The organism is Acinetobacter sp. ESL0695 (assembly GCF_029392135.1).
GTDB classification, from domain to species: Bacteria; Pseudomonadota; Gammaproteobacteria; order Pseudomonadales; family Moraxellaceae; genus Acinetobacter; species Acinetobacter pollinis.
The window spans coordinates 1,098,167-1,124,079 of the sequence record NZ_CP113932.1; the positions used below are offsets into that span (position 1 = coordinate 1,098,167).

At 35.8% G+C, this 25,913-nt stretch carries 25 protein-coding genes and 1 tRNA gene; 15 read left to right on the top strand and 11 right to left on the bottom strand.

Going from position 1 to position 25,913, the window contains the following annotated elements:
• Window positions 1–14 precede the first annotated feature (14 nt).
• From pqqC to OZX61_RS05180, 4 genes are read left to right on the top strand one after another with little or no spacing between them, the layout of a single operon-like run.
• A complete protein-coding gene (gene pqqC, locus OZX61_RS05165) occupies window positions 15–773 on the top strand; it encodes a pyrroloquinoline-quinone synthase PqqC (RefSeq protein ID WP_196337692.1) in 759 nt (252 codons plus the stop codon).
• Window positions 770–1,048, top strand: coding sequence for a pyrroloquinoline quinone biosynthesis peptide chaperone PqqD (gene pqqD / locus OZX61_RS05170; RefSeq protein ID WP_277095525.1), 279 nt, complete (start codon window positions 770–772; stop codon window positions 1,046–1,048). The genes pqqC and pqqD overlap by 4 nt, the downstream gene beginning before the upstream one ends.
• On the top strand, window positions 1,045–2,169 hold the full coding sequence (pqqE, locus tag OZX61_RS05175) for a pyrroloquinoline quinone biosynthesis protein PqqE (protein ID WP_195771604.1): 1,125 nt from the start codon (window positions 1,045–1,047) through the stop codon (window positions 2,167–2,169). Before pqqD ends, pqqE begins: the two co-directional genes overlap by 4 nt.
• 6 nt (window positions 2,170–2,175) lie before the next feature.
• Window positions 2,176–3,228 carry a dipeptidase gene (locus OZX61_RS05180; RefSeq protein WP_277095526.1) on the top strand — a complete coding sequence of 351 codons (1,053 nt, stop codon included), beginning with the start codon at window positions 2,176–2,178 and terminating at the stop codon, window positions 3,226–3,228.
• A 35-nt stretch (window positions 3,229–3,263) separates the two neighbouring features.
• Here the strand turns inward: OZX61_RS05180 and OZX61_RS05185 are convergent, their stop codons facing one another.
• From OZX61_RS05185 to OZX61_RS05195, 3 genes are all read right to left on the bottom strand, one after another.
• Entirely contained in the window at window positions 3,264–3,917 is a 654-nt protein-coding gene (locus OZX61_RS05185; RefSeq protein ID WP_196337693.1) for an epoxyqueuosine reductase QueH, read from the bottom strand.
• Between the two features lie 145 nt (window positions 3,918–4,062).
• Complete coding sequence (locus OZX61_RS05190) at window positions 4,063–6,141, bottom strand: TonB-dependent receptor (RefSeq protein WP_277095527.1); 2,079 nt, start codon at window positions 6,139–6,141, stop codon at window positions 4,063–4,065.
• A gap of 70 nt (window positions 6,142–6,211) precedes the next feature.
• Window positions 6,212–6,589: a hypothetical protein gene (locus OZX61_RS05195; RefSeq protein ID WP_277095528.1), complete on the bottom strand. Its 378-nt coding sequence runs from the start codon at window positions 6,587–6,589 to the stop codon at window positions 6,212–6,214.
• 92 nt (window positions 6,590–6,681) lie between these two features.
• Here OZX61_RS05195 and OZX61_RS05200 point away from each other — a divergent pair, with 92 nt between their 5' ends.
• A complete protein-coding gene (locus OZX61_RS05200; protein ID WP_277095529.1) occupies window positions 6,682–8,052 on the top strand; it encodes a PepSY-associated TM helix domain-containing protein in 1,371 nt (456 codons plus the stop codon).
• Window positions 8,053–8,081: 29 nt separating this feature from the next.
• Here OZX61_RS05200 and lptB read toward each other — a convergent pair whose 3' ends face one another.
• From lptB to OZX61_RS05225, 5 genes are read right to left on the bottom strand one after another with little or no spacing between them, the layout of a single operon-like run.
• Complete coding sequence (lptB, locus tag OZX61_RS05205; RefSeq protein ID WP_195771610.1) at window positions 8,082–8,825, bottom strand: LPS export ABC transporter ATP-binding protein; 744 nt, start codon at window positions 8,823–8,825, stop codon at window positions 8,082–8,084.
• Window positions 8,822–9,409, bottom strand: coding sequence for a lipopolysaccharide transport periplasmic protein LptA (gene lptA / locus OZX61_RS05210; protein ID WP_195771611.1), 588 nt, complete (start codon window positions 9,407–9,409; stop codon window positions 8,822–8,824). The genes lptB and lptA overlap by 4 nt, the downstream gene beginning before the upstream one ends.
• Window positions 9,393–9,941: an LPS export ABC transporter periplasmic protein LptC gene (gene lptC / locus OZX61_RS05215; RefSeq protein ID WP_195771612.1), complete on the bottom strand. Its 549-nt coding sequence runs from the start codon at window positions 9,939–9,941 to the stop codon at window positions 9,393–9,395. Before lptC ends, lptA begins: the two co-directional genes overlap by 17 nt.
• A 34-nt stretch (window positions 9,942–9,975) precedes the next feature.
• Window positions 9,976–10,515, bottom strand: coding sequence for an HAD-IIIA family hydrolase (locus OZX61_RS05220; protein ID WP_277095530.1), 540 nt, complete (start codon window positions 10,513–10,515; stop codon window positions 9,976–9,978).
• Between the two features lies 1 nt (window position 10,516).
• Window positions 10,517–11,509 (bottom strand): KpsF/GutQ family sugar-phosphate isomerase, encoded by a 993-nt coding sequence (locus OZX61_RS05225; RefSeq protein WP_277095531.1) that lies wholly within the window; start codon window positions 11,507–11,509, stop codon window positions 10,517–10,519.
• Between the two features lie 193 nt (window positions 11,510–11,702).
• On the opposite strand from OZX61_RS05225, the gene cysS reads away from it, so the two are divergent.
• The 3 genes from cysS (at window position 11,703) to OZX61_RS05240 (ending at window position 14,385) form a co-directional block, all read left to right on the top strand.
• A complete protein-coding gene (gene cysS / locus OZX61_RS05230; RefSeq protein ID WP_277095532.1) occupies window positions 11,703–13,124 on the top strand; it encodes a cysteine--tRNA ligase in 1,422 nt (473 codons plus the stop codon).
• A 46-nt stretch (window positions 13,125–13,170) separates the two neighbouring features.
• Window positions 13,171–13,246 (top strand) — tRNA-Gly (locus OZX61_RS05235).
• Between the two features lie 254 nt (window positions 13,247–13,500).
• Window positions 13,501–14,385 carry an amino acid ABC transporter substrate-binding protein gene (locus tag OZX61_RS05240; RefSeq protein ID WP_277095533.1) on the top strand — a complete coding sequence of 295 codons (885 nt, stop codon included), beginning with the start codon at window positions 13,501–13,503 and terminating at the stop codon, window positions 14,383–14,385.
• A gap of 64 nt (window positions 14,386–14,449) precedes the next feature.
• Here the strand turns inward: OZX61_RS05240 and OZX61_RS05245 are convergent, their stop codons facing one another.
• Window positions 14,450–15,172 carry a 4'-phosphopantetheinyl transferase superfamily protein gene (locus tag OZX61_RS05245; RefSeq protein ID WP_277095534.1) on the bottom strand — a complete coding sequence of 241 codons (723 nt, stop codon included), beginning with the start codon at window positions 15,170–15,172 and terminating at the stop codon, window positions 14,450–14,452.
• Entirely contained in the window at window positions 15,169–15,912 is a 744-nt protein-coding gene (locus tag OZX61_RS05250) for an alpha/beta fold hydrolase (protein WP_277095535.1), read from the bottom strand. Before OZX61_RS05250 ends, OZX61_RS05245 begins: the two co-directional genes overlap by 4 nt.
• Window positions 15,913–16,148: 236 nt before the next feature.
• Here OZX61_RS05250 and OZX61_RS05255 point away from each other — a divergent pair, with 236 nt between their 5' ends.
• From OZX61_RS05255 to OZX61_RS05270, 4 genes are read left to right on the top strand one after another with little or no spacing between them, the layout of a single operon-like run.
• Window positions 16,149–18,302, top strand: coding sequence for a TonB-dependent siderophore receptor (locus OZX61_RS05255; protein WP_277095536.1), 2,154 nt, complete (start codon window positions 16,149–16,151; stop codon window positions 18,300–18,302).
• A gap of 28 nt (window positions 18,303–18,330) precedes the next feature.
• Window positions 18,331–19,554 carry an MFS transporter gene (locus tag OZX61_RS05260; protein ID WP_277095537.1) on the top strand — a complete coding sequence of 408 codons (1,224 nt, stop codon included), beginning with the start codon at window positions 18,331–18,333 and terminating at the stop codon, window positions 19,552–19,554.
• A gap of 30 nt (window positions 19,555–19,584) precedes the next feature.
• Complete coding sequence (locus tag OZX61_RS05265; RefSeq protein ID WP_277095538.1) at window positions 19,585–20,700, top strand: siderophore-interacting protein; 1,116 nt, start codon at window positions 19,585–19,587, stop codon at window positions 20,698–20,700.
• Between the two features lie 7 nt (window positions 20,701–20,707).
• Window positions 20,708–22,054 (top strand): MATE family efflux transporter, encoded by a 1,347-nt coding sequence (locus OZX61_RS05270; protein WP_277095539.1) that lies wholly within the window; start codon window positions 20,708–20,710, stop codon window positions 22,052–22,054.
• A gap of 54 nt (window positions 22,055–22,108) precedes the next feature.
• Here the strand turns inward: OZX61_RS05270 and OZX61_RS05275 are convergent, their stop codons facing one another.
• Complete coding sequence (locus OZX61_RS05275; RefSeq protein WP_277095540.1) at window positions 22,109–23,035, bottom strand: AraC family transcriptional regulator; 927 nt, start codon at window positions 23,033–23,035, stop codon at window positions 22,109–22,111.
• A 302-nt stretch (window positions 23,036–23,337) separates the two neighbouring features.
• Between OZX61_RS05275 and OZX61_RS05280 the strand changes: the two genes are divergently transcribed.
• Genes OZX61_RS05280 through dhbA form a run of 3 tightly spaced genes read left to right on the top strand, consistent with a single transcriptional unit; the run spans window position 23,338 to window position 25,898 of the window.
• Window positions 23,338–24,486: an isochorismate synthase gene (locus OZX61_RS05280; RefSeq protein ID WP_277095541.1), complete on the top strand. Its 1,149-nt coding sequence runs from the start codon at window positions 23,338–23,340 to the stop codon at window positions 24,484–24,486.
• A 19-nt stretch (window positions 24,487–24,505) separates the two neighbouring features.
• Window positions 24,506–25,135: an isochorismatase family protein gene (locus OZX61_RS05285; RefSeq protein ID WP_195771624.1), complete on the top strand. Its 630-nt coding sequence runs from the start codon at window positions 24,506–24,508 to the stop codon at window positions 25,133–25,135.
• Window positions 25,136–25,151: 16 nt separating this feature from the next.
• Complete coding sequence (gene dhbA / locus OZX61_RS05290) at window positions 25,152–25,898, top strand: 2,3-dihydro-2,3-dihydroxybenzoate dehydrogenase (protein ID WP_277095542.1); 747 nt, start codon at window positions 25,152–25,154, stop codon at window positions 25,896–25,898.
• The last annotated feature ends 15 nt before the right edge of the window (window positions 25,899–25,913 follow it).

The window sequence follows — 25,913 nt, forward strand, 5'->3', positions numbered from 1 at the left end:
CGCAAGGAAAGAAAATGAGTCAGACGCAGACAGCTTTTACGACCGAGGAATTTAAGAAAGCTATTCTAGATAAGGGAAAATACTATCATATTTATCATCCATTTCATGTCATGATGCATGAAGGGCGAGCAACTCAAAAGCAAATTCAAGCATGGGTTGCCAATAGATATTATTATCAAATTAATATTCCTTTAAAAGATGCTGCGATTATGGCAAATTGTCCTGATCAACGTGTACGCCAAGAGTGGATTCAGCGTATGATTGATCAAGATGGTGAATATCCAGATGGTGGTGGGCGTGAAGCATGGCTGCGGTTAGCTGAAGCAGTCGGTCTAACACGAGAACAAGTGATTTCAGAAGAGCTTGTACTGCCGGGTGTACGTTTTGCTGTAGATGCATATGTAAATTTTGCTCGCCGTACATCTTGGCGTGAAGCAGCAAGTAGCTCTTTGACTGAGCTTTTTGCACCTAAGATTCATCAATCGCGTTTAGACTCTTGGCCTCAGCATTATCCTTGGATTAATGAACAAGGGTATGACTATTTCCGCTCAAGACTGGGACAAGCTCGCCGTGATGTTGAGCATGGTTTAAATATTACGTTGGATTCTTTTACAACATGTGAGTCACAACAACGTATGTTAGAAATTTTGCAATTTAAGCTTGATATTTTATGGTCAATTTTAGATGCGCTGACTTTAGCGTATGTGCACAATGAAGCACCGTATCATAGTGTGACAGACCAACCCGTATGGCATAAAGGACTATTTAAATGAGTTTAGATACAAGTATTGTACCCGTATGGCAGCGTGGCTATCGTTTTCAGTATGAGCCATCACAAAAGGCACATATCATTTTGTATCCTGAGGGAATGATTAAGCTGAATGAATCTGCCGCAGCGATTGCACAGCATATTGATGGTCAGCGTACGATTGCAGATATTATTGCAAACTTAAAACAACAGTTTGGTGATATTGAACAAATTGATACCGATGTGGTCGATTATATGCTTGTAGCGCAAAAAGAAAACTGGATTAAGTTAGACACATGAGTGAGGTTGGTTTACCGCTTTGGTTGCTTGCCGAGCTGACATATCGCTGTCCTTTACAATGCCCATACTGTTCAAATCCGCTTGAATTTGCATCTATGCAAAATGAGCTAACAACAGAGCAGTGGTTTAATGTATTTAAACAAGCACGCGAGATGGGCGCAGTTCAGTTAGGGTTTTCGGGTGGAGAACCCTTGGTTCGCCAAGATTTACCTGAACTTATTGAATATGCACATAAATTAGGTTTTTACACTAACCTGATTACTTCAGGCCTTGGGTTTAATGAAGAAAAAATTGCTCAGTTTAAGCAAGCTGGTTTAGATCATATTCAGGTGAGTTTTCAAGCCAGTGATCCTGTCATTAATGATATGCTGGCAGGTTCAAAACGCGCTTTCGAAAAGAAAAACGAAATTGCACGGCTTGTTAAAAAATATGAATATCCGATGGTTCTGAACTTTGTGATACACAGACATAATATTGATCAGATCGAAGATATTATTCAGCTTTGTATCGAACTTGAAGCAGATCAAGTTGAACTTGCAATTTGTCAGTTTTATGGATGGGCATACTTAAATAGACAAGGCCTTCTTCCGACTAAGGAACAATTGGTACGTGCCGAGCGGATTACTAATGAATATCGTAAGAAGCTCAGTGATGCAGGAAATCCATGTAAGCTTATCTTTGTAGTACCTGACTATTATGAAGAGCGTCCAAAAGCCTGTATGAATGGTTGGGGAAGTATTTTCTTGACAATTACACCTGATGGTACGGCATTACCATGTCATGCAGCGCGTCAACTCCCAATGAATTTCCCTAATGTCAAAGATGAAAAGCTCTCTGATATATGGTATCGCTCTACAGGGTTTAATCACTTCCGAGGTGATGCATGGATGCCTGAGCCATGTAAAAGTTGCCCCGAAAAGAAAAAAGACTTTGGTGGTTGTCGCTGTCAAGCCTTTATGTTGACAGGAGATGCATCTCAGCCTGATCCTGTCTGCTCAAAGTCAGACCATCATCATTTAATTTTAAAGGCAAGAGAAGAAAGTGAACGTGAGCTTGCATTACATGAGCTGACATTTAGAAATAAAAAGAACTCTAAGTTGATCTTGGTTTCTAAAGGATAGCTTTAAATGCAAAAACCAAAGATATTTGATGGTCATAATGATCTTTTGGCAAGACTTTGGTTGGCAGATGATGACGATCCATCATCTGCTTTTTTGCACACTACGCTTACAGGACAAATGGACTGGGAGAGATGTCAAAAAGGTCATCTCATTGGTGGTCTTTTTGCTATTTTTGTTCCGCCATTTGAATATGTAAAAAAGAACTATCCACATAAAATAAATGCAACTGCACATCAAACGACATATACAACGCAGCAAGTTGAACAGATTTGTTTTGCACAAATGTCGTATTTATTGCAAATTGAAGAAAAATCAGCAGGAAAAATTAAGATTTGTCGAACTGTTGCCGAAATTAATGCTTGTATTGCAAATGCGATTTTTGCAGTGGTTATGCATATAGAAGGTGCCGAAGTACTTGATACAGATTTTCATTTACTTGATATCTTTTATGCTGCGGGACTAAGAAGTATTGGTGCACTATGGAATATGCCAAACCAGTTTGGCCATGGTTTAAATGCACCTTTTCCTCATTCGCCTGATACAGGGCATGGCTTAACAGGATTAGGAAAAGAGTTGATTCAATATTGTCAGCATAAACGCTTGGTTGTTGATGTCTCTCATATGAATGAAAAAGCATTTTGGGACACTGCAAATATTTTACAACAACCCATTGTAGCGACGCATTCTAATGTACATGAAATATGTCCTCAAGCACGTAATCTAACAAATATGCAGCTAGAAGAAATTGCTTCATCTAAAGGTTTTGTTGGCGTGAATTTAGATACTGCTTTTTTACGTGAGGATGGGAAGCGTAATGCAGAGACACCATTTGACATTTTAATTCGCCATTTTGATCATCTTATTGAATATTTAGGAGAGGATCATGTTGGATTTGGCTCTGACTATGATGGTGGCTTTATGTCGAATAGATGGGCTGATATTTCTTGCTTTCCAAAAATTATAGATAAACTTTCAGCGCATGGATATAGTGACGATTTGATTGATAAAATTAGTCATAGAAACTGGCTAAGTGTTTTAGAAAATATTTGGGGAAAATAAAAAGAGCCTCAATCGTTTGAAGCTCTTAAATGTGATTATTCTTCGTTGCTCATTGCTGAGTAGAATTTTACACCGAGCTTAATTCGGTCTCTACCTTGGCTTTTACGGAAGCGGTTTGTGTCACGTAGAGAATAAACGCAACCACAATATTCTTGTTGGTAAAATTCTTCACGTTTACTAATTTCAATCATACGGCTTGAACCACCGCCTTTACGCCAGTTGTATTCCCAATATGTCATGTCGGGATAATGAGATGCGGCACGTACACCACAGCCATTAATCTGTTTCATATCTTTCCAGCGAGAGATACCTAACGAACTTGAAATGACAGGAAACCCATGTTCGTGTGCATAAAGTGCTGTACGCTCAAAGCGCATATCGAAACACATAGTGCAACGAATTCCACGTTCAGGTTCTTCTTCCATGCCTTTTGCACGTTCGAACCAGTTGTCTGTATCGTAGTCACAGTCGATGAAAGGAATATTATGTTTTTCAGCAAACCGAATGTTTTCTTCTTTACGAATGATATATTCTTTTACAGGGTGAATATTGGGATTATAAAAGAAGATTGAAAAGTCAATTTCAGATTCGATGAGTGCTTCCATCACTTCACCAGAGCATGGTGCGCAACAAGAATGAAGTAATAACTTATCCGCCTTATTTGGCAACTCTAGTTTAGGTCTTTGCATAATAAAAAATCGTAGAACAGTACATGATAGATAAGCGGGTCATTATACGAGAAAAATAAACATATGTTGATGGTTTTTTATGCTTTGACACTTTATTTTACGAAACAACGGCGTATCTAAGCACATAGGTACGCCGTTTGATGGTTTAGAAATTCCAGTCAAAAGATAACGTTGCTTTTAATGGCTCTCCGGGTTGTACCCAATAATTGGTATAACTCGATACATAGTAGGTTTTATTGAGTAAGTTAGTGATGTTTAGACGTGCTTTTAAATCAGGATTTATTTGCATACTTCCACCTAAGTTAATGGTGGTAAACGCAGGTAGGCTTGTGCCATTATCAATATAGTTTGCACTGCGTGTACCATAATAGTTGGCACTGAGTGATGCATCTATCGGATATTGTTTGATATTAAAATTATAATTTGCGGTAAAGTTGGCACTGTGTTTTGGAATGTTCTTTAGTCTTGCACCTTTAGCTTCTACTTCACTTTCTAAGATAGAGGCATTGGTAAAAGTATAGTTTGCGCTGATATTAAAATGATCATTAAAGTGATGTAAAAGGCTTGCGTCAATACCACGGCTTTGTGCTTTACCTGTATCTACATAACTGTCTGTAATCCCCTCTGTAAGTAGGTGCTTTTTCGTCATATCGAAGTAAGTCAGGCTCAATAAACTCATTGGATTAAATGAATACTTTCCACCTAATTCCCAGCTTCGTGTTTGTTCAGGGGAGTAAAGGGAATGGTTTTTATTTAAACCTGTATTCATTTCAAAAGCTTTTCCCCAATTGCTATAGAAAGCTAAATGTTGATTCACCTGATAGTTGAGACCTAATCTTGGGCTAAAAGGTGTATATGTTTTCTTTGCTTGTATCTGATTTTTCCGATCTATAATACGTTGCTGCATTTGATCAAGTCGTGCACCAAGTAAAAGACTCCATTGATCATTGAAGAAAATCTGATCTTGTAAATTAATACCTAAAGTATTCTGTTTTTCATCAGAATACTTTGTTGTTCTTCCAAGAGTTAAAGGTGTACTGTTGTTCGTAGGTGTATAAAAGTTAATTGAACTATTTGTTCCTGCAAGATTTCGTTTTTGGAGTTGGTGAATTTTATAAGTTCCAATTTCGGCATTAACTAAGACTTCGTGTTTTAAACCGAAAGTGTCATTGATATGTCCCTTTAGTACACTTTGTAGTAAAAGCGTATTTGTCGAGAAGTATCTATATCTTCGGAATCGATTAAGTGTTTGTAGGTCTGTAGCGACTGATGATATTTCAGTGGATGTACCAAAACGTTCGCCATCGTTGTAACTCAATGCAGTTGAGCTTTCCCAAGCTGGAGTAATTTGATGATTTAGCCTAATTTGATAAAAATTAGATTTTACCTGCATATTACCATCGCGAGGATCACCATAAAAATTTCTAATATCAGCAAATTTTCCATTAATGAGTGGTATGCCGCGATCAAATAATCCAGAATATTTTGCAAACTCAGTATCTAAAAAAAGTTGTGTGTGATCAGAAATTTTCCATGTCATTTGTGGTGCAATAAAATAATGCTTTTGAGTTACATCATTTCTAAAGCTTTGGTTATTTTCATAGGCAAGACCTAAGCGATAGGCAAGGCGATCATTAATTGGATCTGTAAGGTCAAGGGATGTTCGGTATTGTTGGTCTGTGCTAGTACTCAAAGAGAGAGTATGTGAAGATGTCCATGAAGGTTTCTTGGTTGTAATATTCATCATGCCACCAATAGCACTTTGACCATACATGGCTGCGACTGGGCCTTTTAGAAAATCAATACTTTCTACATTCACCATATCTTGTGGTGTGTGAATGCCACTAATTGTACTTAAACCATTTCTTAGACTATTTGTTCCCATATTCGGGTCTGTACTAAATCCTCTAAAGGAGTAGTTGTCCCAAAAACCACCACCATAACTATCTTGATAAAATACACCACTAACTTGTGAGAGTGCATCACTCACTCGTTGTATGTTTTGTTTTTCAATAACCTCTTGTGAGACGTGTGATTTATTAAAAGGAACCTCTAAGATGTCATGTTTAAAACCTGTAAGTGATTTACTTTCTAAGCTATTTTCCTGATTTACCTTTGCCGTTAACTGTATTGTAGGTAATCGTGTATCGTCTGCACAAGCGGTTTGTATTGTGATAAAACCCAACACAATGATATAAAATTTGGGTGAAAGAAACTGAGACATATATTGTCTAACTCTATTGAATATGTTTAGATTTTTCTGATTTAAATTTAATCAGTACCTGATTTTGTATTTATAAAAATAGAGGTGGGCCACGGCTTTGTGGGAATAAGAGAAGTTGACGTAAATAAAGAAATATATACGTAATACTGGCTAAGAACAGTAATTTAACCTGTATTTTATATGTCACTAGCTGAGGAGCGAATGTAGTCGTATTTGTGAAATATGAAAAAACTTGGCAAAAATGACAGTCATTGAAATTTGATATTTGCTTTTTTTCCATATACATGCGCATATCTTTTGCATGATTATGTATATGTGATGGAGTTACTTTTTCTATTTCTATACAGACTGCATTCATATGCATAGATTGAGGCATAAGTACCTGCCAAAACACAAGGCTTTGGAATATCAATGCAATGGTCGCAAGTGATAAAGCAAGTTTACGCATACACAGAAATATATTATCAAAATATGAAAAGCACACCTATATTACTCTATAATTGTTAATATATGTAAAGTAAAAATTATGTTGCTAATAAAATGCGCCGAAGCCTTCCGTTTAGAAATTTTTTAGATCAGACCTTAAGAGTCTTACATATTTATGTAGGTGTTTTGGTCGCGCCATTTATTTTTATTGCAGCACTTACAGGAACGCTTTATGGTTTAACACCTCAAATCGAAAAAACACTGTATGAGACCTATTTAGTTGCAAAACATCAATCTCACCAAGTACCTTATTTATTAAGTGAGCAAGTACAGCGTGCTCAGAAGTTTGTACCATCATCTGCGCATATTATTGCTGTTCGACCTGCAAAAGATGCCAATACAACAACACGCATATTGTATATGGATATGAATAACCCAAGCCAAACAACAGCTATTTTTATTAATCCTTATAATCTAACAATGCAAGGTAAATTATCTGTTTATGGTACAAGTGGGATATTGCCTATGCGAACGTTTTTAGATCATTTGCATAGGGATTTACTACTTGGTCAATATGGTCGCATTTATAGCGAGCTTGCGGCGAGTTGGCTAGGTATTTTTGCAATTACAGGACTTATTCAATGGTTAAGAATAAAAAGAAAAAATGTGGGTGAGCATATTAGGAGGCGTTCTATACATTGGCACAGTTTAATCGGAATTTGTGTTTTACCCATGCTTCTCTTTTTTTCGGTAACAGGGTTAACATGGTCAAACTGGGCAGGGGGGAATATTGCAAAATTTAGGCATTGGATTAATAGTGACACACCATCTTTAAATACTCAACTGGGTACACATCAAGGGGTACAGCCAGATGAACATGCTGAGCATCGTATGGGAATGATGATGCATCATAACAGTGAAATGAAATTAAAAAACCTTACTGATTTTGATGAAATATTAAATATTGCACGTGCAAGTGGATTAAATGCGCCCGCACTACAAATTAAACCAAGTTACGATGAAAAGCGTGCTTGGGTCATTGAAGAGTTGCAACACCAGTGGCCTATAAAAATAGATGCTTTAGCTGTAGATATAAAACAACAAAAGATTATAGATCGTATTTATTTTAAAGATTTTCCACTGTCTGCAAAGTTAACCCGTTGGGGAGTAGATTTACATATTGGTGTTTTATTTGGATGGATTAATCAACTATTTTTAGTCTTGGCAGGACTTGCATTACTGATGATTATTTTCTTTGCATATCGAGCTTGGTTTAGTTATATGAAGCCGTGGCAGACATTATATCAGTGTAACCATCAATTGATGCACTGGTGGCGCCGTGCAAGTTATATGCAGTTAAGTGTATGTATAGTCATACTAATAATGCTGTATTTTATCGTACCTGTTTGGGCTGTAAGTATCGTATTATTAAATATATTTGTGGCTATACACTGGTTATTTTTAAAAGATAAGAAGCAAAGTTAAGTTGGATTAACTTTGCTTGAAATAATGAACTATACTGTGAAGTCATCACCCAAATAAACTTCGCGAACAGTGCTGTTGGCAAGAACTTCTTCTGCTGTTCCTTCTGCGATGACAGCGCCTTCGCTGACGATGTAAGCCTTTTCACAAATTGCAAGTGTTTCACGTACATTATGGTCGGTAATAAGAACACCAATACCACGATCTTTTAATGTTTGAATAATATCTTTAATATCGCCTACAGAGATTGGGTCTACACCTGCGAAAGGTTCATCTAACAACATAAATTTAGGATCTGCTGCTAAAGCGCGTGCAATTTCTGCACGACGGCGCTCACCGCCTGAAACACTCATACCCAAAGAGTCTTTAATATGCGTAATTTTGAAATCTTCGAGTAATTCTTTTAAACGCTCTTCTCTCTGAGCTTTGTTTAAAGACTTACGTGTTTCCAAAATTGCCATAATATTTTCCCCAATCGTCAGTTTGCGGAAAATAGATGCTTCTTGAGGGAGGTAGCCTAAGCCTTTGCGTGCGCGCTCATGCATAGCAAAGTTTGATAAGTCTTGGTCATCTAAATAAATTTCACCTTTATCCATACGGACAAGACCAACGACCATATAGAAACTGGTTGTTTTACCTGCACCATTTGGACCAAGTAATCCTACAATTTGTCCACTCTGCATTTCAAATGAAACATCTTTTACAACCCAACGTTTACTATAGTTTTTTGCAAGGTGTTTAATTCGAAGTGTTTGTGGTGTCATTGCTGTATTCATTGACCAACAGCTCCAGGTGTTGCTTTTGATGTATTTGGTGGAATAACAATTTGTACACGGCCACGATTTTCAGAAGCACTGGTGTTCGTTGCGCTAGAGTTGCTACTACCAATAGCCTCGATGTCACCTTTGTTCATGCTGTAGCGTAAAGTTTCACCTTTAACACTTGCACCATCTTGATCAACAAAAGCATTTCCAGTGAGGGTAATAATTCCCGAGTCGGCATTGTAGACAATTTTTTGTCCTTGCCCTTTGGCGAGGCCTTTATTGACATCCATCTTTTGTTGGAAGCGAGCAGGGCTACCTGTTGCCGTTACAGTACTGATTTGGCGGTTTTTATTCAGTTGCGCAACGACAGAAGCAGCTTGTAGCTTCATTGTACCTTGTTCAATGATAACATTACCTGTGTAAGTCGTAACGCCTGTTTTGTCGTTATATGTCGCTCGGTCTGCGACTAGAGAAATGGGTTGGTTACGATCGCTAGGTAGAGCAAATGTTGCCATTGCTGTAAATGATATAGCTCCAGCCATGGCGCATTTTAGGAAAGTTTTATAATGAGATTGTTTTTTAGGATTTAGGTGCATACTTTCCTCGAATATTAAAAAACTCATATTGTCCTGAATTGAGATCTGCATTTAGACCCTGACTCACAAATTGACTTTGTGCAGAATCAACATGTACATCATGCTTTGTTTCTACACGTTTTTCTTTTGGATAACCTGTAAGTTCATCAGTTTTAAATGTGATCGTACCTTGAGGAGAGTTCCTATGAACGACAACATCATCTCTTAGAACAAGTTTTTGGTTGTCATTATAGCCATCACCACGTGGGGCATAATATGTACCATTTTCTTGTCCTTTGCTATAAGTTGTAGCATGTAAATTATACATTTGTGTGGTTGCATCTTGTTTATTTTGTATAATTTGGTCTACAGATGCGCGTACTGAAACATCTCCCTTCTCATCAGTTTGAGTCAGTTGAACGTTTTGTGCAGCGTACGTCATATTACGTGATGCATTGGTATCTAGCTTTTTACTATTTCCACTATAGTAATAGTAACCACCGCTTACGGTTGCAATCACAAGTGCTATAACATATAAGTTTTTTGTTTCCATAAGCGTAGTTTATCAAACTAAATCGTTAAGAGCTTTAATGAGATGTTGCTAAATATTTTTTTAGAAGCTGTTCGTAGTGACCATTTGCCTCAAGCAATATGTCGCATACTTCCCGTACAGCCCCTCGGCCACCCATGGCCTGTGTGACAAAATCTGCACGTTTACGAACTTCTATATGACCGTTAGGAACGGTTACTTTCATGCCTGCAATTGAGAAAGCGGAAAGGTCAGGCCAATCATCTCCCATATATAAACAGTCTTCAGGGTTTAAAGAAAGTCGTTTACAAGCTTCTTGTAAAGCAGTTCCTTTGTCTTCACGTCCTTGGTAAATGAGATCTACCCCCAAATCGGTCATTCTTTTAGTGACAATCTGGCTTTGACGACCTGTAATAATAATAACCTTTATACCTGCTTGTTGTACAAGCTTCATTCCAAGTCCATCACGAATATCAAAAGATTTAATTTCATCTCCTGAGTTTGTGAGAGTAACAAAGCCGTCGCTGAGGATACCATCTACATCTAGTACAAGTGCTCGTATATTTTTAGCTTTTTCAAATTGTACTTGAGAAGTCATATTATGCTACTCCCGCGCGAATAAGGTCATGCATACCCAATACACCAATGACTTTATTTGCATCATCTACAACAATAAATTGATTAATTTTTTTTGTATTTAATTGCGTAAGTGCTTCTACAGCACGCTCATTTTCTGAAATTGTTGCAGGATTTTGAATCATAACTTCAGAGATAGGTAAGTTTACATCAAAACCTTGTTGCTTATCGATTAAGCGACGTAGATCTCCATCTGTGAAAATACCAAGCAGAGTATTGTTTTTGTCAACTACTGTGGTTAATCCCAAGCGTTTTTCTGTAATCTCAAATAAAACCTGTCCCATTTTAGTTTCAGGAGCTACACGTGGGAGATCATTACCAGTATGCATGAGGTGTTTTACATGCAATAGTAAACGTTTACCTAGTGCACCTGCAGGATGAGATCTTGCAAAATCGTCTGAAGTAAAACCACGGGCATCTAATAGAGCAACCGCAAGTGCATCGCCAAGCACAAGCGTTGCTGTTGTGCTTGATGTAGGTGCTAGACCAAGTGGGCATGCTTCTTGTGCATGGCCAAGTGTAAGTGCTACATTTGCATTTTGGGGCATAGGACCTTGATTTGTTGCACTAATTGTAATGAGTGGAATTTCTAAGTGTTTAATCAAAGGCATAAGCATCATAATTTCATCACTTTTTCCTGAGTTGGAAATTGCAATGAGAACATCGCCTTTGACGAGCATACCTAGGTCGCCATGACCTGCTTCACCTGGGTGCATAAAGAATGAAGGGGTACCTGTAGAAGCAAACGTTGCTGCCATTTTTCTGCCAATATGTCCAGATTTACCCATGCCTGTAACGACCAAACGGCCTTTACATTCAAGAATAATTTGGCAGGCGCGAACAAAGCGATCGTCAATTTCATTGGCAAGAATGTCGAGTGCTTGTTGTTCTATTTTTAGCGTTTCTAACGCAACCTTTTTAAAATCAACTTCGTTGGGTAGATTTGGAAAATTCAAAGCAGATTACCTTATGCAACAACGGGTATGAGGATATACCAAAAAATCATGTGCATAGTATCATATAACAAACAAATACATGTTTTTAAATGTATATCTTTTCACAAACTTATCATTTTTATTGTATAAGCCTTTGTGAAAAACAGCGGATCAGTTATGATGGAATCTCTTTCGTTTAAACAAATTAAGATCTATGCAACCATTTGTTTTATATAACTCAGAGCAACGTAAAAAAGTTGAATTTGTCCCACGTAAAGATGGCCATATTGATATTTATGTCTGTGGTATGACAGTTTATGACTACTGTCATATAGGGCATGCTCGTACAGTGGTTGCATTTGACTACATTATTCGCTTTCTACGTAGCCAAGGTTGGAAAGTCCAATATATTCGTAATATTACAGACATTGATGACAAAATTATCCAACGTGCTAATGAGCGTGGAGAAAGTATTGGTGAGTTAACCAACAAGTTTATTGATGCAATGAATGAGGACTTTGCTGCATTAGGCTGTGTGCCACCAGACCAATCGCCAAAAGCAACTGATTATATTGATGAAATGCAAAATATGATTGGTACACTTGTGAACAATGGTACGGCTTATGCTGCAAATAATGGCGACGTATATTTTGAAGTAGATAAGTTTAAGCGTTATGGCCGATTATCGGGTCGTAAGCTTGAAGATATGCAAGCGGGTGCAAGTGACCGTGTAGATGTTGAAGTAGAGAAAAAGCATCCATTTGATTTTGTACTGTGGAAACATGCGAAGCCAAGTGAACCATTTTGGAATTCTCCATGGGGTAACGGGCGCCCAGGTTGGCATATTGAATGCTCAGCAATGTCTACATGCTGCTTAGGAAATCATTTCGATATTCATGGTGGAGGCGGTGATTTACCATTTCCACACCACGAAAATGAAATTGCACAAAGCGAAGCTGCAACAGGCGAGCAATATGTAAACTATTGGATGCATGTTGGGTTTGTTAATGTTGATGGCGAGAAGATGTCGAAGTCTTTAGGAAACTTTTTCACAATTCGTGATGTGATGAAGAAGTTTCATCCTGAAGTGATTCGTTATTTTATTATGTCTTCACATTATCGTAGTCCAATTAATTTTTCGGATACTGCACTAAAAGAGTCGAAGGCTGCACTGACACGATTTTACAATGCTTTTAAAGTATTTGAACAAAGCTATGGTATGGCGGTCTCTGAGTCTGTAGAGCAAACTTATATTGACCGCTTTAATCAGGTCATGAGAGATGACTTTAATACAGCTGAAGCACTTGCTGTTATCTTTGAAGTATCTCGTGAATTAAATCGTGCAGTGAAAGAAGAGGCTGAAAACGAGGCTCGTCGTTATCATGCTACGCTAAGATATTTAGTGGATATTCTCGGTCTAGTCCAACATTCTGTTGATGATTTCTTGAAGTCTGATATTGGTCAAACAGCACTTGAACTATCTGATGCTGAAATTGAAGAGCTCATTTCACAACGTGTAGATGCAAAAAAATCGAAAGATTTTGCAAAAGCAGATGAAGTTCGTCAGCATTTATTGGATAAAGGTATTGTATTAGAGGATACACGTCAGGGCACAGTATGGCGTAGAGCAGATTAAAAAATCCTTGACAAAGGTTTTTTAACTCCTATAATGTTTCTTCATTGCGGGAATAGCTCAGTTGGTAGAGCATAACCTTGCCAAGGTTGGGGTCGCGAGTTCGAGTCTCGTTTCCCGCTCCAAAATTCTAAAAGCCTCAAGATTTATCTTGAGGCTTTTTTTTATGTAATAAAACTTACTCTTTTCCGATTAAAAGATTAAATTGTCTTGACTATGAAAGGCTTATCTTAAGTATTAAACTTTATCTTTTAAAATAAAAAAATAGTTCTCTAAAAATAGTTCTTTTTAAGTTCCATTTCACATATTAATTTAGTATATTAACTCAAAATTTTAAAATAGAAATTTGATTTTTTATATCTTACTTTAGGGGAAAAACATGAGACTTTTATTGCTTACAACAGCAATTTTAACAGCCTTAACCGCAACACAAGTAAATGCAGAAAGTACTTTAGACCGTATAAAAACATCTGGAAAGATAACGATTGGTTATAGAGAAAATGCAGAACCTATTTCTTATACCGTTGATGGCAAAGCAATGGGGTATGCGATTGATGTTTGTAGTAATGTTGCAAATGAAATTAAGAAAACACTTAATAATCCAAATATTAAAATCGAATATAAAGTTGAACACCCAATGATTCGTATCCCTGATCTAATTACAGGTGCAATCGACTTAGAATGTGGAACCAGTACACATATCAAACAAAGAGATGAAGTTGTAGATTTCTCAACAACTTATTTTATTACAGATGTTGGCGTAGCAGTTAAAAAAAGCTCCAAGATTAATCACTTGAATGAGTTGAAGGGTCGTCCTATCGTGCTAACGAAGGGAACGACATCTGAAAAGTTTATGACATCTTTAAGACGCAATGATGAATTAGATTTTAAAGCAGTGTATGGTTCTGATAATAAAGAATCGGCAGAATTACTTGCATCAGATAGAATGGTTGGATGGGCAATGGATGAAGTGTCATTAACGACCTTTATTGCGAAATCTAAAAACCCAAGTGATTATAAAATTATTGATGGTGGGCTTTCAAAAGAACCATATGGCATTATGATGGCAAAAGATAGTCCTAAGCTCAAAGCAATTGCTGACCGTGTTATTACAAATATGTGGCATTCAGGTGAAATGAGTAAGCTCTATAAGAAATGGTTCCAATCTCCTATTCCACCAAGCAATATAAACTTAAATATTCAACCAAGTGCTTCTTTCAAAGATCTTGAAAAGAACCCGACAGACAAAGGGATTGATTTATAATAAAATTATTTTAATTTTATGACTTCAATTATAAAAAAGCTTCATTAAAAATGAAGCTTTTTTGTTAATTCACCATACAATAGGTAATAATTTCTAAACTTAAGATAAGATAGTGTACTTCTACTTTTATTATTAGATTTGACAAATTAATCTCAAAGTAAAGCTTCTTATTTTCCTTACAATAATCCATAAGCTGAATTTCAAGAAAGTTTAAAATTTTACCGTATTTACTATATACCACTTTGATGATACTTTCTTTTGCCGAAAAAATGATTAAATATAATAAAGAACTTATAGGGGAAAACACTTGAATATTTTTAATTTCTAAGCTATTCAAAAACTGATTTATCATATTTGGCTGTTGGTTGAATAAGAGTTGATTCTTTTTAAACTCAATATCTATACCAACATGTTGATTAGTGATGTTAATCGTTGCAATTGCACTGCCAAAGAAACTATTGTCGATAGTATGACTCAAACTACCATGTAACGGTTCTGGCCAAATAGGTGCACCTAATTTGTCATTTACTAAATTAAAGTATTTAATTCCTTGAGCATTCAAAGCAGATTTAAGTGCTAGACGCCCTATCAAAAATTCAAGTTTCCTTTTTTTAGCTGCTTGAATAATTCTATTTGGTATTTGAATTGCATAATATTGATATAGCTCTTCTATATTTTGATTATCATAACCTTCTATAGATACTTTATGTAATGATAAAGTATTAGATAAAATGACCTCTTTTCTTAAGTTGTAGTGTTTTATCTGTTTTGAGTTATCTGTGATCATTTTTTTATTAATTTAAAAATCTGTGTTGAAATAATGCTCAAAGATTCTTTTAAAATATTTTCATCTAGAAAATAAAAATGATCACCTTCTACAGTATAGGCATCTAGCCATTGAGATGTATAATTTTTCCAGTCTGTCATCATATGATGTTGTGAAATAAAAGGATCTTCTTTTCCATAAATACACATGACAGGTTTATTTGTAAGTAATGGCTGATCATTTAGCATAGCATCACTGAGTTTAAAATCGTTTTTTAGGATGTTGATAAAAAAATTCAGTGCATCTTTATTGTTTAGAATTTCTGAAGGAAAGTTATTATAAGATTTTACTTCTTCAAGAAGTTGATGGTCAGTCAGGTTGCTTTTTTTATGCATGTTTTTTAGATGAGAGGGTGCAGGTCGCCCACTTACAATGAGCATTGTGAGTTTTTGATAGAGTGCTGTATTTTTCCTTAATTGTTCTTCTATTCGCCATAAGACAGAACCACCGACACTATGCCCAAATATCGCATATGGTTTATTTGTATATTTCTCAATTTCATTGATCAGGTGCGTAGCAATGACACTAGGATCATAGCTGAGAGGGAATTTAATGTTTTTACCATGTCCCAGATAATCTAAAGGTATGATATTTATTTTTTGATGGCTGTATTCCTTCCAGCGAAAGTAGATAGATGAACTACTTCCAGCAGGCGGTAAGCAGAAAATATTAAAATCATCACAATATTGATTTATTTCCATAAATTTTTCACTATTTTTATAAAATTGGTATCTTGGTTTATATATTCCTTATATTATATCTTAATCCATGATTTTTAGTTAATAATTCTTATTCTCATTTATTTTTTTACTTAAATCTAATTTTTTCAATGACTTTTCTAATTTTATAAATTTATTTCCAATATTTTCTATAAGTTGATAATGATTATTAGTAAGCTTATGTAAATTTTTATGCTTGAACAGTTACAAGGCTCAAAATGAATAACGTATTAGGTTTTAAACTTTCGGTATTAGGGATAAGTATTACATGTGTGATGCTATCTCAAATAGTACAAGCATCAACAGAAGTAAATGATAACTATCAAGTTTTACCAGCAATTAATCTTGAAGCAACAAAAAATACAACAGATACAATTTCAGCGGGTCAAGTCAGTCGAAAAAGTCAAATTGGCATCTTGGGAAATAAAGATGCTATGGATACACCGTTTAGTACAGCAAGTTATACAGCAAAGTACATAGAGGATCATCAAGCAAAAAGTGTTGCAGAAGCATTGGCAAGTGAACCTTCTGTGCGTAACTATTTTGGTGCAAATGGCTTAGGAGAATACTTTAATATTCGCGGTTTAAATGTAACGACTGAAGAGTTTGCATGGAATGGCTTATATGGTTTAAGCCCACATAATCGTACGCCCACTGAGTTTTTAGAGCGTGTAGAGGTCTTACGTGGAACAAGTGCCATGCTTTATGGTATGTCCCTTGGTGGAAGTGTAGGGGGTACGATAAATCTGGTACCTAAACGCGCAACAGATGAGCCTATTACACGTTTGACAACAAGTTATACATCAAAATCTAATGTTGATGCGCATTTAGATGTTGGGCGTCGATTCGGTGAAGGTAATAAGTTTGGTATCCGTGTAAATGCAGTTAAAGGCCATGGAGATACGACGCTTAAGGGGCAAACTGAAGATCGAACACTCGGATCAATTGCTTTGGATTATCGTGGTGAAAAATTACGAACGTCACTAGATGCCTATTATATTAAGGAAAAGTATGAGGGTGGTATGCCATTAATGGCATACTTTAAAACATCATCTATTTTGACAGCACCTAAGGCCTCTACAAATATTATGCAGGGTGCATATGCAACCAGTGAAACCAAAGCAGTTATAGGACATGCAGAGTATGACTTCATACCGAATTGGACTGTATATGCAAGTGGAGGTACCAAAGAGCAAGAGTCGCATGGTGCAATTGCAAATAATGCGCTGTGTATAGTAACGAGTACAGATGGGAGTTGTACCGCAAATGGACGTAATATCACGAACATTACGCATACAAGTTCAGGTGAGTTAGGTGTACGTGGGCAGTTCAAAACTGGTGTTGTTGATCATAATCTTGTATTAAGCGGAAATGTTGAAAAACAAGATACCGATTCTGGATATAGTACTGTTTCTTGGAAATCTAATATTTATTCGCCAGTAAATAATACTTTATTTGCAAGTGACCCAACGTTTGTACCAAGAACAAAAGAAGTGACGCTTTCAGGTATTGCTCTTGCTGATAATCTATCTTTCGTAGATGGAAAGTATCAGCTAATGTTAGGCGCACGATTCCAAAATGTAAATACGCATAGTTGGACAAATAGCGGTACCGCAATTACAGGAAGCGCATCTTATAAGAAAAGTGCAGTTACACCTGCTGTAGGATTTGTAGTTAAACCTTGGAATAATTCAATTTCCCTTTATGGCAATTATATTGAGGGCCTTAGTCAAGGCGACCAAGTTACTGCAACAACAGCATCAAATTATGGTCAAGTGTTCGCACCGTATAAAACTAAGCAATATGAGCTTGGTACAAAATGGGAAAATGGGACATTCAGAAATACATTAAGTATTTATCAAATCGATAAACCAAGCATGATTTATGACAAATCAACCAATAGCTATAATGCTGATGGTGAGCAACGAAATCGTGGTATTGAGTGGACGACTGCAGGAAATATAACAAAAGATGTGCGTCTTTTAGGTGGTGTGACTTATATAGATGCAATTACAACCAAGACATCATCTGGAACATATAATGGAAACAGAGCTTATGGCGTTCCTCATTGGCAGTCTAACCTTGGTTTAGAGTGGGATGTTCCTCAGTTAGAGGGATTAACACTTATGACAAATACAATTTATACCGGTAGTGAATATGTAGATACAGCCAATACGCAAAAAATTCCAAGTTGGTTCCGTTGGGATTTAGGTGCACGCTATAACACGTCTATTGCAGGATATAAAACTACCTTTATGGGTAGTGTTGAAAATGTCATGAATAAGAACTATTGGACAGGCGTCTATGCTGGCTATTACGTAGGTGAAGGTGCACCACGTACACTCAAACTTTCTATGTCATTTAATTTCTAATAAACGCTTAAAATATGGAATGTTGTGTATGAATGATAATAAAAAACCGTGGCCACTATTAATTAGTGTGTATACCACACAATATATTGGTATTGCTTTTATTATTTCTGCAGCATTTGCGATTTTAAGGCAAAGTGGTATTGCACTGGATAAATTAGCTTTAATTAACTTAGTTGCATTACCACTGTTAGGAAAGGTGCTGTATGCGCCCTTGGTAGATAGTTTTCGTCTTTATTTCCAAGGGCAATATCGCTCTTGGTTGCTTACCGCACAATCGATGATGACGCTATTATTATTTATTTGTGGATTTTTAGATATACAGCATCATTTTTCTACCATTTTAATATTGTTTATTATTTATACTTTTTTTATGAGTGTGCAGGATGTTGCAGTCGATGCACTTGCATGTAAGATTTTTATTGCGTCTGAACGACAGTTTGCTAATAGTATTCAGTACTCAAGCAACTTAATGGGAAATATTATTGGTGGTGGGATATTACTTATTTTATATCCATGGTTGCAGTGGAAAGGGGCACTATGGATTTTAGCAATTTTGACAGCAGTATCAAATGTACAAATTGCACTTTATCGTGAGCCTGAAAGCGATTATAAAAATCCACATAAAAAAGCTTCTGGACAGTTTAAGAGCTTAGTTCAACAAATTCGAGTTTTTGTAAAACAACATAGAACATGGTTTTTTCTGTTGTTCATTTATCCAATTGGTTTTACCGCCGTTTTTGGCATGCTAAACCCTTTATTGGTTGATGCTAAATGGTCACTTATGGACATTGGTTTTGCAACAAAAATATTTGGTTCGATTGTTGGTGTTTTTTCAGCATTTTTGGCTAGTTTTCTAATTAATAAATTACGCCGTAAATTTGCCTTGCTCACATTAACTTTGCTACAGGGAGCTGCACTGCTGTTATTTGTTCCGATCACTTTGGGATATACACAAAAGTGGATGGTTTATACAGCAATCTTTGCCTATTTCATTGCAAATCCCGGATTAATGTCTGCATTGTCTACGTTAATTATGGATAGAGCATCTTTAATGCCTGCTAAAGCTACTTTCTTTAGCTTACAGTTTAGTCTTGTGGTGTTTATGGGATTTGCTTATTCAGCCATAGGCTTGGCCCTTGCACAGCATATTGGGTATACAACTGTTGTCATACTCACATTTATTTGTGCACTCATTGTGACGACACTGACATGGAAGCTATTGCCAGATCATACCGAAGGGTCACAGACCTAATCTAAAAATTTGGAAAGATGAAAATTAAATATGATTAAAAAGTATACCCCTATTCAGGAGAAAGACCGTAAGCTCGATATTGTTGATCATGTCAATCAGGATCATACGAAAGAACTACGTATGATTGCTCAGAGCTATGGAAAAAATATGCATATCGATCATGCATATATTGTTGATATTTTTGAAGAGGGCATTTTACTTAAGGTACACGATTCCGAGTTAAAAAAATACGCTGAATTATTCGTTACGTTTGAATTAAATGGCGATCTTGAGGAACAAATTTTATATTTGGCCTATAACTCATTTGTTAAGCAAAAAATTGAATTTAGTAATAATACCAAACAGTATTTTGAAGTCACTCAGAAGTCGCAAATCACTAAAAATATCACACGCTTAACCATTAAAAGTCAATTGCCTTTGCCTCATGACTATGCAGGTTATGCTTATGGTCTAGTATTGAAAGTTTTAGAGAAATCTCAGCCTCTAAAAGTGAAATCATCAAATAAGAGTGGTTTGATAAAAAATATTTTTGATCGAGGATTTTTATGGGTAATGAAACATCTATCGAGTCAAAAAAGACAAAAGCTATTAGAGACGATGAATAAAGATGTTCGTTTATATACGTTGCGAAAATCTTTTAGTCAGAGTGATGATACAGTATTGAATTATGGTTATATTGATATTTTTACGCATGGTAATAGCGCTGGCAGTGAATGGGTCAAACAACTAGATTCTGGCTCTATGATTTCGAGCCGAACTGAAACAGACGATAAACATACACATTTACATGACGGTCGTGCTGTATTAATTGCAGACGAAACAGCTTATCCCGCTCTCGCAGGTATTTTAGAATTTTGGAAAAATGAATACCCACCGACAGTGATTTTATTGTGTGCCGATGAGGCAGATCTTGACTATTTTAACAACTTTTCTTTTCCACGAAATACTGTATTAAAGCACGTTCATGGTGATGTGATATATCAAGCACAGCAAGTCATTCAAGTATTGGAAGAAGTTGAACATATAGAAAATGTTTGGGGTGCTTTAGAAAATAATGCAGCCAAAAGAGTAAGACATTATTTACGTAATCAGAGACAGCTTCTTGGAAAAAATAACCATATTAAAGGATACTGGCGTTTACAGTAAATATAAAATGAAAGTATTAGATCATATTTCTCTTCCTATTTTAAAATTGGCATTACCCCTAATCTTAATCCAGCTTTGTCAGGCTTCTCTTGGACTTATTAATACGCTTGTTGCAGGAAAATTTAATTATCAAGATTTAGCAGCGATTGGATTGGGTAGTAGTATTTGGACACCAGTATTTATTTTATTTACAGGTATTTTATATGTACTTGTACCTAAGACCTCAATGTTGCAACAGAATAATGAGCACTCCAAAATTCAGTATTTGTTTCAGCAGGGTAAAAATATATCGCTTCTCTTATCTATATTTGGCTTTGTAATTGTTCATATTTTGGCATTTTTATGCCCAGTGATGATTTCAGATCATTATGTTGCGCACATTACACAAAATTATCTTCATTGTGTTGCTTTTGCTATACCTGGATTGGTTTATATGACGCTTTACCGTTTTATGAGTGAGGGAAGTAGCCAATTAAAACCAATCATGCTTACATTTATTGTTTTACTTTTATCTGATGCAATTTTGAGTTATTTATTGGTAAATGGTATTGGTAATTTACCACCACTTGGTGGTGCAGGTACAGGTTTAGCGAATGTTTTTAGTGCGTATATTGCATGTTTTGTTATGCGATATTTGGTTAGAAAAGCTGTACCCGCAATAAAAAGAGATCATCATCAAGTCGTCAGTACTTCTGAAAGTTTACAAATTTTAAAGCAAGGATTACCTATAGGGGTAACACTCGTTTTACAAATTTTAGCTTTATCTACTTTAGCATTTTTTGCATCTGAATTAGGTACACGGACAATTGCAGCCCATCAAATTGTGATTAATATTGCAATGGTCATTATTATGATTCCTGTTGCTATTAGTAGTGCCACAACGATTCGCATAGCAACATTTTCAGCACAAAGGAATCAGAAGGGCAAACAACTGACAGGGCTTACGGTTGCTGTAATCACATTATGCTATGGCATGTTTATGGCACTTATACTCATATTATGTGGAGGTCAAATTACCGCACTCTTTTCGCAAGATGAACAGGTGATTGTATTGGCCACGGGACTCATTCATTATGTTGCAATTTTCTTAATCTTTGATGCATTACAAACTGTGGCAGCAGGCGTACTTCGTGGTTTACAGCAGTTTATGCAACCACTTGCCGTCATTCTATTTTGTTATTGGATTATCATTATTCCATTGAGCTATTTTATGGGTGTCAAAGGATGGTTACAGATCACTGCTAATGTGGATATTATTTGGCAAATTCTTGCATGTGGTATGTGTTTAGCTGCATTGGCAATGATTATACAAAGCTATAGGAAGGTACAAAGTAGTCATCTAGTTTCAGAGTAGGAGACTGATACGCAAGATGCTTTTTAAAAAGCATCTTGTTTTTACTTCAAAGATTTAAGGCTGATAGCCATAATATTCTTCATAGATACGTTTAAAATATTGAGAACTGCTATAACCAATTTTATTGGTCACACTTTCTATAGAAGCACCTTCTTTTAAGAGGATCTGTGCATATTTCATACGTATATTTAGTAAGTAATTTCCAATAGTATGACCTGTAGTTTCCTTAAATAAGCGTTTTAGATAGCACTCATTCATACCTACCTGTTTCGATAAATAGCGTATGGTAATTTTTTCTTCGAAATTTGTTTCTAAAATTTGGATTGCTTTTTTTATAGGTGGAGAAATTTTATCTTCTTTATTATTTTTTTGTAGTAATAAGCTCATCAGCTCAAGTGTTGCACCTTCTAAATGCAATAAATCTAACATCGTCTTTGCTGTGGGTAGATTAAGCAGATATTGTGCATGATGTAGTACATCTTTATGCGGAATATCTATTGCTTTTATTTCAGCGGTATCGTTGTCTAAAAAAAAATGAATAAGAGGGTTGTCTGACTTGGAGGGTTCCAAAGTTGTTAACAGACGTTCATCAAAATCTAAAGTGATGAGCGACATTTGTTTTTTTTCTTGTAAATAAATCGTTTGTGAACCGAGTACGCCTTTTCTTAAAATTAAAGTAGGGGATTCAAAAATATATTCCTGATTAATCTGATTATTTTTAAGCTTATGTGTTCCAGAAAGTAATAGTGTGATACCTAACGAAAACATTTTTCTGTTGCCGTTCAGTTGAATGGGATGGTCTAACCAGTAGCGACCTTTACCAACGCATAAACGTTCAAAATCATAAATTTCGGTATATCCCTGACCATCTGCTGGATTAAAGATATTCAAGTGATGATTAGGCAGCTTAGAACCTGTTTCTAAATATAAATCTCCTGCATCCTTCAAAATTGCTTTATGAATATCGATAAATTTAGACATCGTTGTCATCTACTATTATAAGCTTTTAATGATAATGATTTTTATTTAAGTTGCACTCGATTGTCAATCTTAAAATTGTGCTATGGCTAAAAAAATCTTTAGATATCATATATGTAAAAAATATATTGTATGTATAAAGTACGACTGAAAATAAATTTAAAATATTAAAAAACAATTACTTTCCTCTATGTTTATAAAATACTCCCTTTTTTTTCTATTAAATGAGAATGGTTATTATTACAATTCGAGAAATTGGTGATCTCCCACCAAAATTATACCTTTAAATTTAGAAAGGACGTTTTATGCAAAGCATCGATACAGAAAATGATGAGCTCTTTGACAATAAAACTGCTTGTTTTTTCACAAAAGAATATCATTTGGTCGCTAATGATTTATTTGAAACGCTATCTTTACCAGCAAAAAATCTTGATCAATTACAGCAACAAATTACACAATCTTTTAATAAGTTAAAGCACGAATCAGGGGCTAAGCCTATCCTGATTGGTGCAATTCCTTTTGATACCAGTCAACCATCATCTTTAAATATTTATCGTCAACATACAAAGAATACTGCACGGTTTGATACCGAAATTGCAAAGCTGAAGCCTTTAGAAGTAAGAAATAAAAAACAGGTTGTTGAGTATAGTTACTTTACTAAAATGATTGAAACGGCACTAAATCATTTTTCACAGCAACGTCTGGATAAAATTGTAATTTCTCAAGTAGCAGATTTTGAGTTATTAAATCAGAAAAAAGCAACAGATTTAGCAATGACACTCTCTGTTCAAAATCCATTTGCATATAGTTTCGTTGTTCCTGTCGATCAGGGGCGTTATTTATTTGGTGCAAGCCCTGAGTTACTGCTTGCAAAAGAGAATTTAAATGTTCGTAGCAATCCTTTAGCGGGTTCTAGACCCCGTAGTGAAGATAAAGAAGTCAATGAGTGTTTAGAAGAAGAGCTTAGAAATTCAGATAAAGATTTATATGAACATAAAATTGTTGTCGACAGCATTTTAAAAAATTTGACACCGTGGTGTCATCAACTGAATTATTCAAAACAACCTGAAATTTTAAAAACACCAACCATGCTGCATTTATCTTCTGTTTTTCAAGGAACTTTGAAAAATAATCAGAATCAAAATGATGCACTTAGTATTGCCTTAGCACTTCACCCAACACCTGCTATATGTGGTTCACCAACGCATCTTGCAAAGGATTTTATATTGGCGCATGAAGGTTACGACCGTGAATATTACGCAGGTCTTGTGGGGTGGATGGATGCTGAGGGAAATGGTGAATGGGTAGTAACCATTCGCTGTGGTCTACTAAATAAAAGCAGTATCCGTTTATATGCAGGTGCAGGAATTGTTGTTGGTTCAAATGCAGACCTAGAGTGGAATGAAACTGAAGCGAAAATGCAAACAATGCTAAATACGCTAAGTGGCAATTAATATTTTAGGAAAAATTATTATGACGATTAAAAAAATTAGTAATTATCATCTTCCATTGAAACAAGACTATGCTGAAGCTAAAGTAAATTGGGTGGTAGATAAAAAGCGAGCAGCTTTATTAATACATGATATGCAAGATTATTTTGTAGATTTTTATGGTCATGACTCCTCGTTAATTGAAATAGTCATTCATCATATTAGTCAGCTTAAAGCATGGTGTGTACAAAATGACATTCCCGTATATTACACAGCACAGCCTGCTATACAAGATGAAAAAGATCGCGCGTTATTAAACGATATGTGGGGCGCAGGATTAACGGCATTTCCAGAAAAAGCAGAAATTGTGAAAGCATTGGTACCAACCAAGCATGATGTTGTACTGACTAAATGGCGATATAGTGCATATTTTAGATCTGATTTGAAACAAAGACTTGAAGAACAAGGGCGTGACCAACTAATTATATGTGGTGTATATGCGCATATAGGTGTTTTACAAACTGCTGCCGAATCATTTATGCATGGTATACAACCGTTTGTTGTTTCAGACGCAGTTGCCGACTTTAGCCTAAAAGATCATATTTTTGCTTTGGACTATGTTCAGCGCAATTTAGGCGTAGTGAATCAAGCTCATCAACTTATTCGTTCTTAAAAAGAGGACGAAGCACATGAAAAAACAAAAAACCGCATGGGTTACTGGTGTTAATCAGGGTATTGGTGCAGCAGTAATGCAGCAATTACACGAAAGAAATATTCATGTAGTAGGGTTTGATCTTTCTACGGAACATGTTCCACCTATATATAAGTCACACGTTCATTGTTGTGATATTAGTGACGCATCACAAGTCGACACACTTTGCCAGCGTTTATTAGAAGTTGAACCACCAGATTATTTTATTCATGTTGCAGGCGTGCTTTATCTTTCTGAACATGAAAATTTGTCTATTGATGATTGGTTAAAGACTTTTGCAGTAAATGTTTATGCACCATTTTATTTTCTTAGATTTTTAACACCCTATTTTAAGAAAAAAAGAGCTGGCTCAATGGTTATGGTGTCATCTAATGCCGCTCATGTACCTAGAATAAATATGGCTGCTTATGGTGCTTCTAAAGCTGCACTAACGAGTTTTAGCAAAACGGTAGCATTAGAAATGGCTGAGTACGGTGTGCGTGTCAATATTGTTTCACCAGGGTCAACAGCTACACCGATGCAATATCAGCTTTGGCAAGATAGTTCAGGTGAAAAAGTAACAATTCAGGGCAATTTGAAAAATTATAAGGTTGGAATTCCATTAAAGAAAATTGCAAAACCAGAAGAAGTTGCAAATGCTATTTTATTTTTTATAAGTGATCAGGCAACACATATTACGATGCACGATTTAGTCGTTGACGGTGGTGCAACCTTAGGTCAATAGCCTAAGTAGTAGGTA